The 14,579-nt window shown below is 69.3% G+C and carries 5 protein-coding genes; all 5 read right to left on the bottom strand.

Annotation, left to right across the window (positions count from 1 at the left end):
* Positions 1 to 41 precede the first annotated feature (41 nt).
* The 5 genes from OG716_RS27450 to OG716_RS27470 all read right to left on the bottom strand — a co-directional run bounded on the left by OG716_RS27450 (position 42) and on the right by OG716_RS27470 (position 14,573).
* Positions 42 to 3,479, bottom strand: coding sequence for an amino acid adenylation domain-containing protein (locus tag OG716_RS27450; protein ID WP_405133539.1), 3,438 nt, complete (start codon positions 3,477 to 3,479; stop codon positions 42 to 44).
* 266 nt (positions 3,480 to 3,745) lie between these two features.
* On the bottom strand, positions 3,746 to 8,383 hold the full coding sequence (locus tag OG716_RS27455; RefSeq protein ID WP_405133540.1) for an AMP-binding protein: 4,638 nt from the start codon (positions 8,381 to 8,383) through the stop codon (positions 3,746 to 3,748).
* Positions 8,380 to 10,173, bottom strand: coding sequence for a condensation domain-containing protein (locus OG716_RS27460; protein ID WP_405133541.1), 1,794 nt, complete (start codon positions 10,171 to 10,173; stop codon positions 8,380 to 8,382). The genes OG716_RS27455 and OG716_RS27460 overlap by 4 nt, the downstream gene beginning before the upstream one ends.
* A 30-nt stretch (positions 10,174 to 10,203) precedes the next feature.
* Positions 10,204 to 11,169 (bottom strand): ABC transporter substrate-binding protein, encoded by a 966-nt coding sequence (locus OG716_RS27465; RefSeq protein WP_405133542.1) that lies wholly within the window; start codon positions 11,167 to 11,169, stop codon positions 10,204 to 10,206.
* Positions 11,166 to 14,573, bottom strand: coding sequence for a non-ribosomal peptide synthetase (locus OG716_RS27470; protein WP_405133543.1), 3,408 nt, complete (start codon positions 14,571 to 14,573; stop codon positions 11,166 to 11,168). Before OG716_RS27470 ends, OG716_RS27465 begins: the two co-directional genes overlap by 4 nt.
* Positions 14,574 to 14,579 lie beyond the last annotated feature (6 nt).

Genomic DNA, 14,579 nt, shown 5'->3' on the forward strand with positions numbered 1-14,579 from the left:
TCCTTGTACTTCGAGCCTGCGGATTCCGGTGGCCGGGACGGTCAGCGCGCGCCCACCGGCTCCGGGAGCGGAATCTCGGCGAGCTCGAGCAGAATCCGGGCGACCTGATCGAGTCGATCGGGCGCGGGCTCCGCGGCGAGCAGGGCGGCGCAGATGCCGCGTACCGTGCGGCCCTCCAGTACCGCGGTGACACCGGCCCTGTCGACGGCGAGCAATCCGCGCAGTTTCGCGGTCAGGGTGGTGGCGAGAATCGAATTGCCGCCCGCATCGAAGAAATCCGTTGTCGCGCCGAGCTTCTCGAGGCCGAGTACCTGAGCGGCGATGTACTCGACCGCCGCCTCCAGCGGATTCTCCGGTGCGACATAGGCATAGCGCTCGCTGTCGTCACCGGCGGCCACCATGCGGCGAATGGCGGCACGATCCAGTTTTCCGTTGCTGGTCAAGGGAATCGCGGGAACCAGCTCCAGGATGTCCGGAATCATATGCGCGGGCAGCAGTTCCCGCAGTCCGGCGGTGATCCGCACGGCGGTGACCCCATCGCCGGCCGCGGCCACGGCAGCCAGCCGGCCCGAAGTCGTCACGAGCGCAACGGCTTCACCGATCCCCGGCTGTGCGGCGAGGGCGGATTCCACCTCGCCGAGCTCGACTCGGAAGCCGCGAATCTTCACCTGGTGATCGGCGCGGCCCAGAAAGTCCAGGGTGCCGTCGGGCAGGTAGCGCGCCAGATCGCCGGTGCGGTACCAGCGAATGCCGTCGACGGTGACAAAGCGATCGGCCGTGCGCTCCGGATCGCCGCGGTAGCCGTCGGCCACGCCGCGGCCGCCGATCCACAGCTCCCCCGCCACCCAGTCCGGGCAGTCCTCACCGCGGCCGTTCACCACGCGGCAGCGCACATTCGCCATCGGCGTGCCGTAGGGGACATTGGCCCAGTCGGCTGGGTAATCGTCGGTGACCTCGTAAACAGTGGAGTGGATGGCGGTTTCGGTGGTGCCGCCCAGGCCGGCGAAGCGCACGCCCGGAACCAGTTCCCGGAAGCGGTGTCCCTGCTGGGATTTCACGCGGTCGCCACCGGTGATGACCACGCGCACCGAGCGCAGCTGCTCGCGGACGGCGGTATCGAGCAGCATGGTGATCAGGCCGGGAGCGCAGTTCACCACGGTCACACCGGTTTCCGCGATCAGCCCGGACCAGGCCGCCGCATCGCGTTCGATATCGGCCTCGACCGCGACCACCGCGCCACCCAGAGCCAGCGGGGCGAAGATATCGAAGACCGACAGATCGAATTCCAGGGCGGACAGTCCGATGGTGTGATCATCCGCGCCCAGACCGAAGTACGCGGTGAGGGCGTCGAGCGTATTGGCGGCGGCGCGGTGGCTCACCTCGACGCCCTTCGGTTCGCCGGTGGAGCCGGAGGTGAACAGGACGTAGGCCACGGCATCGGCGGACGGAATGTGCGCCGCGCGCAGGCGCGGCCCGGCGCTCGCCTCGGCCAGGGATACCGCGGTGACCTGCGCGGGCAGCTCGGCCTCGGTACCGACCAGGGCCACCCGGACGCCACCGCGCTCCAGAATGCGATCGCGGCGAGCCCGGGGCTGCTCGGTGCTGATCGGCAGATACGTCGCGCCCGCGGCGAGTACACCGAGGACGGCGGGAATCTGCTGATGTCCCTTGGGCACAATGACCGCGACCGTATCGCCGGGTCGCACGCCGGCGGTGGTCAGCGCCTGGCCGACGGCAAGCGCCTGCTCGGCCAGTTCACCGTAGGTGCTGACACCGCCGCCGCGCCAGCGCAGGGCCGGGCGATTCGGATGCTGCTGCGCGAGTGCGAAGAACGCCTCGTGCAGGGTGCGCGCACCGACCGGATCGGTATCGGTGGCATTGACCGCCGCGCGCACGGCCCGCTGGGCGGGCGGCAGGGCGATGGCCAGATCGGCGTGCCAGTCCGCCTCGGGTTCCACCAAAGCGTCCAGCAGCGAACGGAATTCGGAGAACATGGCCTCGGCGACTCCGGCGGGCAGGGCGTCCCGGCGGATATCCCAGTTCACCAGCAGGCCGCCATTGAGCTCGACGACCTGAGCGTCCAAGTCCACCTGCGGGCCCTGCGAAATAATCCACACCGGTGCACCGAAGACCCGCAGAACCCGCTCCGAGAACAGTTCACCGAGATCGAGACCGGAGGTGAACACCACCGACGGGGTCACCGGCGCGCCGCGCAGGCGGCCCAGATCGCGCAGCACATCCAGGCCCTCGTACCGGGAGTTCGCGGCGCAGGTGTGCAATTCGCGCTGCAGGCGCTTGGCGCGCTCGACCATGGACTCCCGGTGTTCGGCGTCGACGTCGACCAGCACGGAGTTGGTGAAGTCACCGACCACCTGATCGATACTGTCGTGCAGCGGTTCCCGGTTGAACAGCGGCACATTGAGCAGGAAGCGCTGGCGGGCCGACCAGCGGGCGATGGCCTCGGAGTACACCGTCGCCAGCGCGATCGCGGGGGTCACGCCGTGGCTGTGCGCAGCCTGGTGCAGGCGCTGCCTGGCCTGCGGATCGAACCAATGGTGCAGGCGCACACTGCGACTCGGGTCGCGGCGCTGCTCCTCGGGGAGCACCGGCAGGGCCGGGATATCGGGCAGGTCGCCGAGGCGCTCGGACCACCAGGCGCGGTCGGACGAATTGCCGGGGGCGGCAGCGTCTTTCGCGGCCAGGTAATCACGGAAGGTGTAGTCGAGCGAGGTCGCGAGGTCCGCGTCCGTCTCGTACAGGGTGGCGAGGTCCTCGAGAATGCGGCGGTAGCTCTGGGCGTCGGCGGCGAGCATATCGACATCCACGTGCAGGCGGTGGCCACCGCCGGAGAGCAGCGACAGTGCGATATCGATGACCTGCGCGGCCTCGACCTCCATGCGCTGATGGCTCTTGAGCTGGCGAATGCGTTCCAGTTCGACGGTTTCGGCGTCCGCACTCAGGGTGACGGCCTCGAAGACCGGGCGCAGCGGTTCGGGCAGGGTCTGCTGGGTGCCGCTGTCGGTGAATCGGGCGCGCAGCTGCTCGTGGCGGTGCACCAGGCGGGTCACCGCGCGGCGCAGTCGCTCCGGATCGAGTCCGTCGCCGTCGAATTCGACATAGAGGTGCGCGGCGACGCCGCCGAGGGCCTGATCCTGACGGCGGCCCATCCAGTAGGCGTGCTGCATGGTGGCCAGGGCGAATTCCTCGCCCGGCGTGGCGGATTCGACGGCCGGGGCGGGCGCGAGGGCGGTCTCGAGACGACCGGCGTTCAACAGGGCGGTCCAGGCGTCGATGGTCGGCTCCAGGGCCAGGGCCGAGCTGCGTACCTCGTAGCCCTGCTTACGCCACTTGGCGGAGAGGTGCATGAGCAGCATCGAATGCATCCCCAGGCTCACGAGATCGGCGTCGTCGCCGATCGATTCGGGCGCGATGTCCAGCGCCGCCGCCACGAGCACGCGAATCTCAGCCTTGTCGAGCATCGAACTCCTCATCCAGCGAACGGTCGGCCTCGGTCGAGACACCAAAGGTAGGCTTGCCTAACCTTACGAGGATGGTAGCTCATACCACCGGGCGCGGAATAGTGGTGTGGTTTGGCTAACCTAAATCATCAGTTGCACCGCTCTGACAAGCGAATACACCGATGGAGCCCACCCGAGATGGGCTGTTCCAATAACGAAACAGCCCGTGTCCAGCCCCCACCGCCCTTGCCGGGGCTGTACGGATCAGTCACGGGCTGTGCGGTCTATCAGAGGGCGTGGGACGGGGCGAGCTCCGAGAGCCGCGCTGCCCAGTGAGCTGCGCGTGCGTCTACCGATGGCTCGTCGAGTACTGCTGAATTGACATCGAACTGGGCGACCAGGGACGGTCTGCCGGCGCGCGGGACCACCGCCGTGGTGATATCCACGCTGAAGCGCAGGGGCAGATCCGGATGGGCGGCCACGCCGAACTCGCCGGTGAACTCCGACAGCGGTGCGGGTGACCAAGGGCCACTGCCGAACTGGAGCACATCGAAGCGGCCCAGGTGGTTGATGCGCAATTGGCCGCGGGCGGCGAAGGTGCGTTCCGAGAGATCGGGACAGCCCGCTCGGTCGACGGCCGGGACCAGCACCGTTTCCTCCACGGTGAACCAGCCGACACGGCGGGAATCATCCTCGTCGGGGCGACCGTGCGACTCCCTGGTGATCGCGATGCGGCCGTCGGCATCGGCGATATCGGGGAAGGTGCGGGCGCAGGCCAGAATCAGCGCATCCTCGAGCGGGACACCCGACTCCGCGCATTCCGACAACAGCTGTTCGGTCAGGTCCGGGCCCAGCTCCACAATGCGCTGTGCGACCTTGCCCGCGCGGTCCGTGGACGGGTCGGTGAAGCGGCCCGCCAATGGAGTGCCCAGGATCTCTGTTCCGGAAGTGACTGCGGCCGTGACTGTTTGCTCGCTCGGCTCCTCGTTCAGGGGTGCGTCGCCCTGTTCCAGGCGGCGCAGATCGTCGACCAGGATCAGCCAGGACACCACGTCCACGGCGAGGTGGTGGATGGACAGCAGCAGTCGGCGCTGCGGCCCGGCCAGTACCGTGGCCGCCAGCATGCGGCCCGCCGCCGGATCCAGGCGGGCGACCGTGTCTGCCAGATAGGTTGCGGGCGAGCCGGTTCCGTCGACCGTATCGAGCCATACCGAGAACGGTGGCAGCTCGTCGACGACCAGGGCGGGGATCTCGCCGGAGCCGCGGACCAGGCGGGAGCGAAGGGTCGGATGGGCGGTGGCGAGGGCGGTCAGCCGGGCCACCACCTCGTCGGGCGAGGCATGGTCCGGCAGCGAAATCACTTGGGACTGCGCCAGATAGCGATAGTCGCCATTGGCGATGATCTCGCGGGCCAGTGCTGTCAGCGGCAGTACCGTACCGGCCGGCGTGACCGCCGCCTCCGAGCGGTCCTCCCCCGCGACGGCGAGTTCGTCCAGCCGGGCGGCCAGCTCTCGAAGATCACCGGCGGCCAGGACGTCCCGGGCGGCGACACGGAAACCCGCACCGCGCAAACGGGATACGAGATCGATGACGCCGATGCTGTCGATGCCGAGATCGACCAGGCTGTCGGTGATGCCTGGGCCGGTGCCCGCCGCGCCGAGTGCGGAGATCACGCCGAGCAGGGTGCGCTCGGTCTCGGTCGCGGGATCGCTGCCGCCGGATCCGGTCACCGGTGCGGTGAGCAGGGCGGTGGCCGCGTGCACATCCAATTTGTCATTGCGGTTCAACGGGATCTCGGGCACCGCGACGATGCGGGTGGGCACCAGGAAGCGCGGCAGGCGCTGCGACAGAGCGGCGCGCAGCTGCGGGACCGGCACAGCGCTGACCACGAGTGCGCCCAGGCGGGTCCGGCCGTTGTCGATGTAGGCCAGGACCGCGGCGTGCTCGACGCCGTCGAGTTCGCGCAGCACCACGGCGGCCTCATCCGGTTCCACCCGGTAGCCGTTGATCTTGACCTGGCTGTCGATGCGGCCCTCGTAGACGAGGGAGCCGTCGGTGGCGCGGCGTACCAGATCGCCTGTGCGATAACGCCTTCCGGACGGACCGGCGACGAAGGTAGCGGCAGTCGTGGCCGGACGGCCCAGGTAGCCCAGGGCGAGTTGCGGGCCCGACAGGTAGAGCTCACCCTGTCCGCCCGGCGGCACCGGCCGCAGGCGGTGATCGAGCACCTCGGCGGTCATACCGTCGAAGGTTCGGCCGATGGTCGGCGAAATATGGTCGTGCACATCGGCCATCAGCGCTTCCACCGTGGTTTCGGTGGGACCGTAGAAGTTGATGACGCGGGTGTCCGGCAGGCCCTGCAGGCGCTTCCAGGTATCCGGATTGATGGCTTCACCGCCGAGGGCGAGTACCGCCAGCGGGCAGTGCTCGACACCATCGCGTTCGGTGAAGAGCCCGAAGGCGATGAGGCGCGGCAACATCGACGGGGAGGTGTCGAAGATATCGATGCCGTGCCGGGCGATGGCGGCGGCGATCTGCTCGGCGTCGGTGCGGACGTGCTCGCCCAGCATGACGACGGTATGGCCGCTGAGCAGGGCTACCGCCGGCTGCCAGGCGGCGTCGAAACCGGTGGACCAGCCGTGGCCGATCCGCAGCTGCCTGCCCAGCTGAACCGCTGCCGGGGCGAAGATGCGGCGTTCGTGATTGGCCCAGTGGTTGAGGAGCGCACGATGCGGGACCACAACACCCTTCGGGCGGCCTGTGGTGCCCGAGGTGAAGATGACATAGAACGGGGAATCCGCCGTGCTGACCTGGCGCGGGGCCAGAGCAGAGACCTCGGGCGCAGGGCCGACGAAACGCAATTCGCCTGCGGCGGTGGGAATGCCGTGCACGCAGTCGATGCCCTGGGCGCGCACCTGCGCCAGGACATCCACCAGCGCCTCGTCGGCGAGCACCAGTGTCGCGCCGGAGGTTTCCAGGAGATAGGCCAGCCGGTCGGGTGGGGTCGCCGGATCGACGTGCACGCAGACACCGCCCGCGTGCGCAATGGCGAAGGGGGCGTGCAGAACTCGGCGGTCACGTGGCAGGACCACGGCCACGGAGTCGCCCGGCCGCACGCCGTTCGCGCGGAGATCAGCGGCCAGAGTGCGTACAGCGGCGCCGAAGTCGGCGAAGGAGTGCTCGCCTTCGGCATCGATGACGGCGATCGAATCCGCGGAACGCGCCGCTGCCGCGAGCAGTACGTCCGACACCAGGCCTGCCGACGCCGATTTGCCGGATACCAGCTCGGCGGAGCCCGGCCCCGTCATCCCGGCGTGCCTTCGGCCCGAATCCCCCGAATCGTCGTGGAGTAGTGCAGATGTGGATCCCGACCCCGTCATTCCGGCATGCTTTTGGCCGGAATACCCCGAATCGTCGTGGAGTACTTCAGATGTGGATCCCGGCCAAAAGCGTGCCGGGATGACGGGGGGTGTCTGCCCCGAGCCGGGGGGTGTCTGCCCCGAACCGGAGGGTGTCTGCCCCGAACCGGAGGGTGTCTGCCCCGAACCGGAGGGTGTCTCCCCCGATTCGCCGGGCTGTGCGGACGTGTCGGTCTGCGCGGATAGCTGCGGGGGCTCGGTGGTCAGGGCGGCGGGTTCGTCGTCGAGGAGGAGGTCGATATCGCAGGCTGTGTCGGCGTCGACCAGGCGGCGGACGACGGCGAGCATGCGGCGGGCCAGGCGGCCGGGGTCGAAGCGGGAGACGAGGTCCGGGCGGATTTCCACTCGGGTGATGAGTTCGCCCTGTTCGACGACTGGGACTACGGCGAGGGGGTAGTGGCTGGGGGAATCGACTCGGCGGGGCATGAGGCGGGCGCCGCCGCCCAGGGGCATATCGGCGGTGAGCGCGCCCATGGGGGTGTTCTCGAAGACCAGGAGGGTGTCGAAGAGTTGGCTGCCGCCGGTGTGGCGGGTGATCTCGGCGATGCCCAGGTATTCGTGGGCGCGCAACTGCGCCACTTCGCGTTGCAGGGCGGCGCCGATATCGGCGGGGGCGCGATCGTCCATGCGGACTCGGACCGGGATGGTGGTGACCAGTGCACCCACCAAGCGTTCCGCATTGGGGAGCGAGGCGTCGCGGCCGGAGGTGGTCTGGCCGAAGACCACGTCGTCGCGGCCGGTGAGGCCGGAAAGTATTTGGGCCCAAGCCATTTGGAGCACCGTATTGAGCGTCAGGCCGTGGCCGCGCGCCCATGCCGTCACGCGATCGGTGTCGGCGCGGTCGATGCGGGCCTCACCCAGCGCCGGGATATCGGCGGGGGCGGGAGCGGCGAGCATGGACATGGGTGCGAAACCGGCGAGGGCCCGGCGCCACACCTCGAGGGAGGCGGCGGTATCGCGGGTGGCGAGCCAGGCGGCGTGCTCGCGCAGCGGCGGGGCGGGCGGGAGCGCCGCACCCGTACCGCTGTGCAGCGCAATGAGATCCGCGAACAGCAGTGGGATGGACCAGCCGTCGATGATGATGTGATGTGCGGTGCAGACGAGTTCGTAGGCATCCTCACCCACCCGCGCGGCGACGACCCGGAACAGCGGGCCGCGATCCAGATCGATGCGGCGGCGGCCCTCGTCCCAATACAGTTGCCGGGCCGCGGCTTCCGGGTCGGCGGCCGAGCGCAGATCCAGCTCGCGCCAGCCGATGCGGCCGCCGGAGGTGGTGACCAGCACCGGATGCGGCAGGCCGTCGGTCAGTACCGCGCCGCCCAGATGCGGGTAGCGCTCCAGCAGCTGATCGAAAGCCGTATGCAGCGTGGCCAATTCGGCCAGGCCCTCGACGCGCACCGCGAAGGTGACCAGATACGGATCGACCGCGCCCGAGGCGACACTGACCGAGTACAGGCCGCGCTGCAGCGGGGACAGCGCGACGATATCGAGAATCTCCGCGCTCACCGGCCGGCAAGCTTTCCGGCCAGGGCCTGCAGGGCGGCCGCGTCGAGGCCGGAGGCCGCCATCGGGGCGACGGCGGCGGGCTCGGCAGGTGCTGCGGCAGTGGCATTCTCAGCGGTCAGGCTCGCGGCGATCTCGTGCACGGCCGGGAATTCGAACACCTTCTGCACATCGACGATATGGCCCTGCTCGGCGAGCAGGGTGACAAAGCGCAGTGCGGCCACGCTGTCGCCGCCGAGCGCGAAGAAATTGTCCTCGCGACCGACCTCGTCCTCCTCGTCCAGCTCCAGCACCTCGCGCAGCACGGCGGCGACCGCCCGCTCCGCATCGGTCTGAGGCGGGCCACCGAGCCCGGAGATCGCGTACGGATCCAGCTCCCCGGCCTCGGCATCGGGCACGAACCAGTCGCACGGCTCCGACGCTTCCGCCGAAGAGAGCGCGGTATCCGGTGCGGCCGACCAGGATTCGGCCGTCGCGCGCAGCAGCTGCGCGAACTCCCCCGCCGCATAGCGCCGGGACAGGGCCTCCGCCAGATCGACGGTCACGGTCCAGCCATCCGCGGTCGCGATCACATCGACGATCAGTTCCACCCCGTGCGGACGGGCCACCGCACGAGCGATCTCCCGAACCCTGCCACCGGCAGCATCGAATTCGAGCACATTCGAACGCACCGCGAGCTGTACCTGGAACAGGCCGCCCTTGGCCGCGCCGCCCGGGCCGCGCAGCTCATGGGTGAGCCGTTCGATGCGGGTACCGGCATGCACACGGGCCTCATCGAGAATCCGTTCGGCATCGGCGACCAGCTGTGACGGCGCCCCGCTACGCGGCGAATCAACCCGCAGCACCAGGTAATCGGCGAAATTTCCGAGGACATCGGCGGCGCTTTCCGGCCGGGCCTCGGTCGCGACGCCGAGCGGAATATCAGCATCCGCCCCGAGCTGCCGCAGTGCGGCGGCCACCAGCGCCGCCAGCACCGCGAGCGGCTCAGCTTCGGCCCCTGAGTCGCCGACTGCCCCCGTCATCCCGGCATGCTCTTGGCCGGGATCCACCGAAACCTGTTCGAGCGCATCCGGCGTGGATCCCGGCCAAACCCGCGCCGGGATGACGGGGGTGGGGATGACGGGGGCTGGGATCTGGACGACGGCGCGGGTGCTGCGCGGGAGGGCGGGGCGTTCGCCCACGAGCAGCAGTTGTTCGGGCAGGTCCGCCAGTCGCTGTTTCCAGAAGGTCAGCGAATCGTTCTCGGCGGCCAGGGATTTCATCTGCTCGGCGGCGAAATCGCGGTACTGCGGGGTGGCGCGCACCGGCTCGTTCGAGCAGAGAGCGGTGACCAGCAGTTCCATGGTGCGGTCGTCGGCGGCGACGGGATGGGCCGCGAGGGAGAGCACCGCGTGATCGGCGAGCCGGTACAGCCGGATTCGAATCGGGAACTCGCGCGCCAGATCGAAGGCGTGACCGGCGTCGGCCAGTAGAGCAGCCGGGAGTGCGGTGCCGGCGATCTCGACGATCTCGGCCACCGTCGGCGGAGCGGATTCCACACGCTGATACGGCACTCGGCGGTCATCCGGGTAGACCGCGCGCAGGAGGTCGTGCGCGGCCGTCACCTCGGCGGCCCGCACCGCCACACCGTCGGCGAGCCCGGCCGGAATCTCCAGAGCCACATACACATTGGCGGCAGCGGTCCGGGCCAGCCGTTCCGGCAGCAAGGCCGCCTGCTGAGCCGGGGACAGCGGCAGCCCGCGCTCGGCGGGGCGCGCCGGGGCGGCGGGTACGGCGTGGGTATCGAGCGTCATGACGTGAGGTCCTTCCTGGCTACCGGTGGTCTAGCTACCGGCGATATTCGCGAACGCCGGCTCCAGCGTCTGCAGCACGTACGGCACCGACAGCGCGGTCGGCTGATTGATGGCATTGATGGCGACCACATCGACGAAGGAGATACCGCCGCTGCGCACCGCCGGGAGATCGGCGTAACCCGGCAGCTGCTTGAACTTCGACTCCAGGCTGGGCATGGCGCCGCAGACCAGCAGATCGGAGGTCAAGTCGCTCAGGCGTTCCGGCGACAGCGACAAGCGGCCGCCGGTGGGGGCCTCCTTGACGAGCTTCTCCGGCATGGTCATGCCGAGGCGGGTGAAGAGCTCGGCGGAGCCGTCCTTGGGATCGGCCAGCACCATGAGCTGCGACGGTCCGGTGAGCATGCAGGTCAGGAAGGTCTTGCCCTTCAGGCCCGGATGCTTCGCGGCCACCGCGTCGATCTTGCCGTCCACATCGGCGATCACCTTGGCGGCCTCGGGCTCCTTGCGCAGCACCTTGCCCAGCGCGGTCACCTGGTCCTGCCACGGATCGATCTGCGCGGAGGAGAGCGAATCGATGGTCGGGGCCAGCTTCGAGAGCTTGTCGTACATGGTCCGATCGGCCATGAAGGCGGGCGCCAGAATCAGATCCGGATTGAGCGCGGCGATCTGCTCGAGATAGTCACCGGTCATATCGAGGCGTTTGGCCGAATCCGGAATCGACGGCTCCCACGGCACCTTCGTGGTCGCCGTCATCCCCGGCACCAGATAGCCCACGGGCGTCACGCCCAGCGCGATCGTCGCGTCCAGCCACTGCGGGCCGAACACCACCACGCGCGACGGGGTGCCGTCGATCTTGGTCTCCCCCATGACGTGTTCGATCGTCAGCGCACCGGAATCACTGCCGGAGTCGCTGGAACCGCATGCGGCCGCACCGGCCACCAGTCCCACCGCCAGCAGGGCGAAACCGCTGCGCCGCAGAAATCCTCGGGTATTCATCTCTCGTACTCCTCATCTCGGGCGGTCGCCTCCAGAACCGCGGCCAGCCCGCTCACCGCCGGGGTGTCGAACACCGCCCGCACGTCGATCTCGACACCGAACTCGGCGCGAACGCGCGCCACCAGCTGATTGGCCAGCAGCGAATGCCCGCCGAGTTCGAAGAACGAATCATCCGCACCGATCCGGTCGCGGTCGAACAGCTGCCCGAACAGGGCCGCCAGCCGGATCTCGGCGGCGGTCACCGGCTCCCGATACGGGCGCGCGGTCACGCACACCGGTGCGGGCAGGGCGCGGCGGTCCAGCTTGCCGTGCTCGGTCAGCGGGATCGCGTCGATCACCGCGTAGGCCGTGGGCACCATGTAGTCCGGCAGCACCGTGGCGGCGCGCGCCCGCACCCGAATCACATCCGGCGCAGCGGATTCCGGCACCAGGTAGGCGGCGAGCATGGGCCCGGATGCGGCATCGCCGATCACCGCCACCACACAGTCGCGGATCTCGGGATCACCGGTGAGCGCGGCCTGCACCTCGCCCAATTCGATCCGGTAGCCGCGCACCTTCACCTGTTCGTCGGCGCGGCCGATGAATTCGACCGCACCGTCGAGATCGCGGCGGGCCAGATCGCCGGTGCGATAGAGCCGCCCGCCCGCGGTGAAAGGATCGGCGAGGAACCGCTCCGCGGTGGCCGCGCCGCGATCCAGGTAGCCGCGCGCCAATTGCGCACCGCCGAGATAGATTTCGCCGGCCACACCGGGCGGCACCAGGCGCAGCCGCTCGTCCAGCAGGTAGAGGTCCACATTGCGGTTCGGGCGGCCGATCGGCACGATTCGATTGCCCTGCGGGCCCTCCACCGGCATATGCGTGGCACTGACCACCGCTTCGGTGGGGCCGTAGTGATTGCGCAGTTCGGCGTCCAGGACGCCGGTGAGCCGATCGGCGATCTCACCGGGCAGCGCCTCACCGCCCACCGGGACGAAACGCAGTGAGCGCCAATCACTCACCTGCGGCAGCGACAGGAAGGTGCGCAGCAGCGACGGCACCATGTGCAGCACGGTGACCTCGTAACGGGTCACCAGATCCGCGATATAGGCGAGATCGGAGAAACCGCCCGGACGCGGAATGATCAGGCGCGCACCGAGAGTCAGGGTCACGAAGACATCCAGCAGCGAGGCGTCGAAGCTCACCGACGACGATTGCAGCAGGCGATCCTCGGCGGTCATACCCCACTGGGCGCGGAAGCCGACCAGATGATCGGCGATCGCCTCGTGCGCGACCGGAACGCCCTTGGGCTGACCGGTCGAACCGGAGGTGTAGATGACATAGGCCAGATTGCCGGGGCGCAGCGGCCGCACCCGATCGGCGTCGGACGGATCATGTTCGGGGGCAACGGAGGCGGCCGCCTCGGCGGCATCCACTTCGACCCGGCCCAGGATCATGCTCGGGAGGGCGTCGGCGATCAGATAGTCGACGCGCTCGTCCGGATACGCCGGATCGATCGGCAGATAGGCCGCGCCGGACTTGAGCACCGCCAGCACCGCCACCACGAACTCCACCGAATTCGACAGTCGCAGCGCCACCAGATCCTCGGCGCCCACATCCTGGCCGATCAGCCAGTGCGCCAGTCGATTCGCGCGCCGGTTCAGCTCGCGGTAGGTCAGCTGCACGGTCTCGGTGTCACCGGGAGCGACCAGCGCGAGTGCGGTCGCGTGCAGCTGCGCGCGCTCCTCGAACAGCGCGACGACAGTGGTCGGCACGACCGGAATCTGGTCACCACGGGAAAGTTCCAGCAGCCGAGCCTGTTCGGCCGGGCCCAGCAGATCGAGCTCGCCGATCAATCGCCCGGGAGCGGCCGTCGCCTCGGCGAGCAGTCGCAGATAGTGGGTGAGCAGCTGCTCCATGAGCTCGGGCGTGAACCGGCCGGACGGATACTCGGCCTCCAGATACGCACCCGCACCGTCCCGAACCACGGTGAGCCGCAAGGGCACTCGTGGTACCGGGCTGCCCAGATCCAGTCGCGCCGCGACGACGCCGTCCAACGCGGGCCCGGCGGCGGCGGTGCGCACCCCGAAACCCAGCCGCACCAGCTGATCCAGTCCGTCCCGGTCCGCCGTGCGATCGGGATTGACCGCCCGCACCACCTCGTCGATGCCGACCGCACGATGCCGATGCGCCCGCTCCCACGAACCCCGCACGACGGCAACAAGATCCGCGAATGACAGATGATCGTCGACCTCGGCGCGCAAGAGCACGGTATTGCCGAAGTATCCGATGGGCGCGGTCGGACTGTCCGGAGCCGAGTGCTCGTCACGGGTGGTGACCGGCACCGACACCAGGAAATCCGCCGCACCGGTATAGCGGCGCACCAGCACATCGAACGCGGCCAGCAGCACGGGCAACGCTGTCGTGCCGGACTGCCGTGCGAAATCATCGACACTGGAAAGCAATTCACCAGGCAGTTCCCGCACCGACCGCCGCGCGGCCGCGGATCGGGGCGCCGGTGCACTACCGCTCGGCAGATCCAGCGGCTCCGGCAGCGGCGAAAGCTCCGCCCGCCAGTAATCGATCCCGGCGGCGTCCGAGCCCTCGGACCCGGAATCCGCGACGCCGAGGTATCCGGCATCCGGCCCAGAGCCACTCGTGCCCGGAGCGCTCACCTCCGCAGCACTCGGCAGGGCAGGGCTCACGCCCGCGGCACTCGATGAGGCCGGGCTCACGCCTACGGCATTCGGTGAGGCGGCGCTCGCGCCTGCGGCACTCGATGAGGCAGTGTTCGCAGCAGTTGGTTCAGCCGAACCTACGTCCGCTGCACTCGGCAAGGTGGCGGCCGGGTGCGGTGGGCGCGAATCGATGTGGCCGACAGTCAGATCTGCGTACTGGGTCGCGGGGCCGGTGGGGAGTATGCCGTTGTAGGCGTGGGTCAGTTCGCGGGAGAAGATCTCCCAGGATTCGTCGTCCCAGCAGAGCGCGTGCGCCACCAGGACGAAGGCGAATTCGTCTGCGCCCGTGCGGATCAGTGCGAAGCGGATCGGGGGTGCGGCGGACGGGTCGAAGGGTTCGCCGAGTACGCGGCGGATCAGGACCTCGGCGCGGCGGGCGCGGCTCGGGGACAGCAGGTCCGAGAGATCGTCTTCCCGCCAGGCGATTTCGGGGTCGGCGAGCACGGCTTGGAAGGGCTCGCCGTCGGCGCCGGCGCCGTAGACGGTGCGCAGGATCTCGTGGCGGGCGAGCACCTCGCCGACCGCGGCCCGCAGCAGCGCGGCGTCCAGGGCTCCGGTCAGCCGATAGGTGATACCGACATTGAGGCTGGCGTCCGCCGGTGCGCGATGCTGCAGGTACCAGGCGCGGCGCTGGCCCGGAGCCAAGGCGCGGCGCGGCTGCGCCGCGGTCTCATCGGCCCTGGTCGACATGAGGCC

Origin of the sequence: Nocardia sp. NBC_01388 (assembly GCF_045040085.1) — a bacterium.
Taxonomy (GTDB): domain Bacteria; phylum Actinomycetota; class Actinomycetes; order Mycobacteriales; family Mycobacteriaceae; genus Nocardia.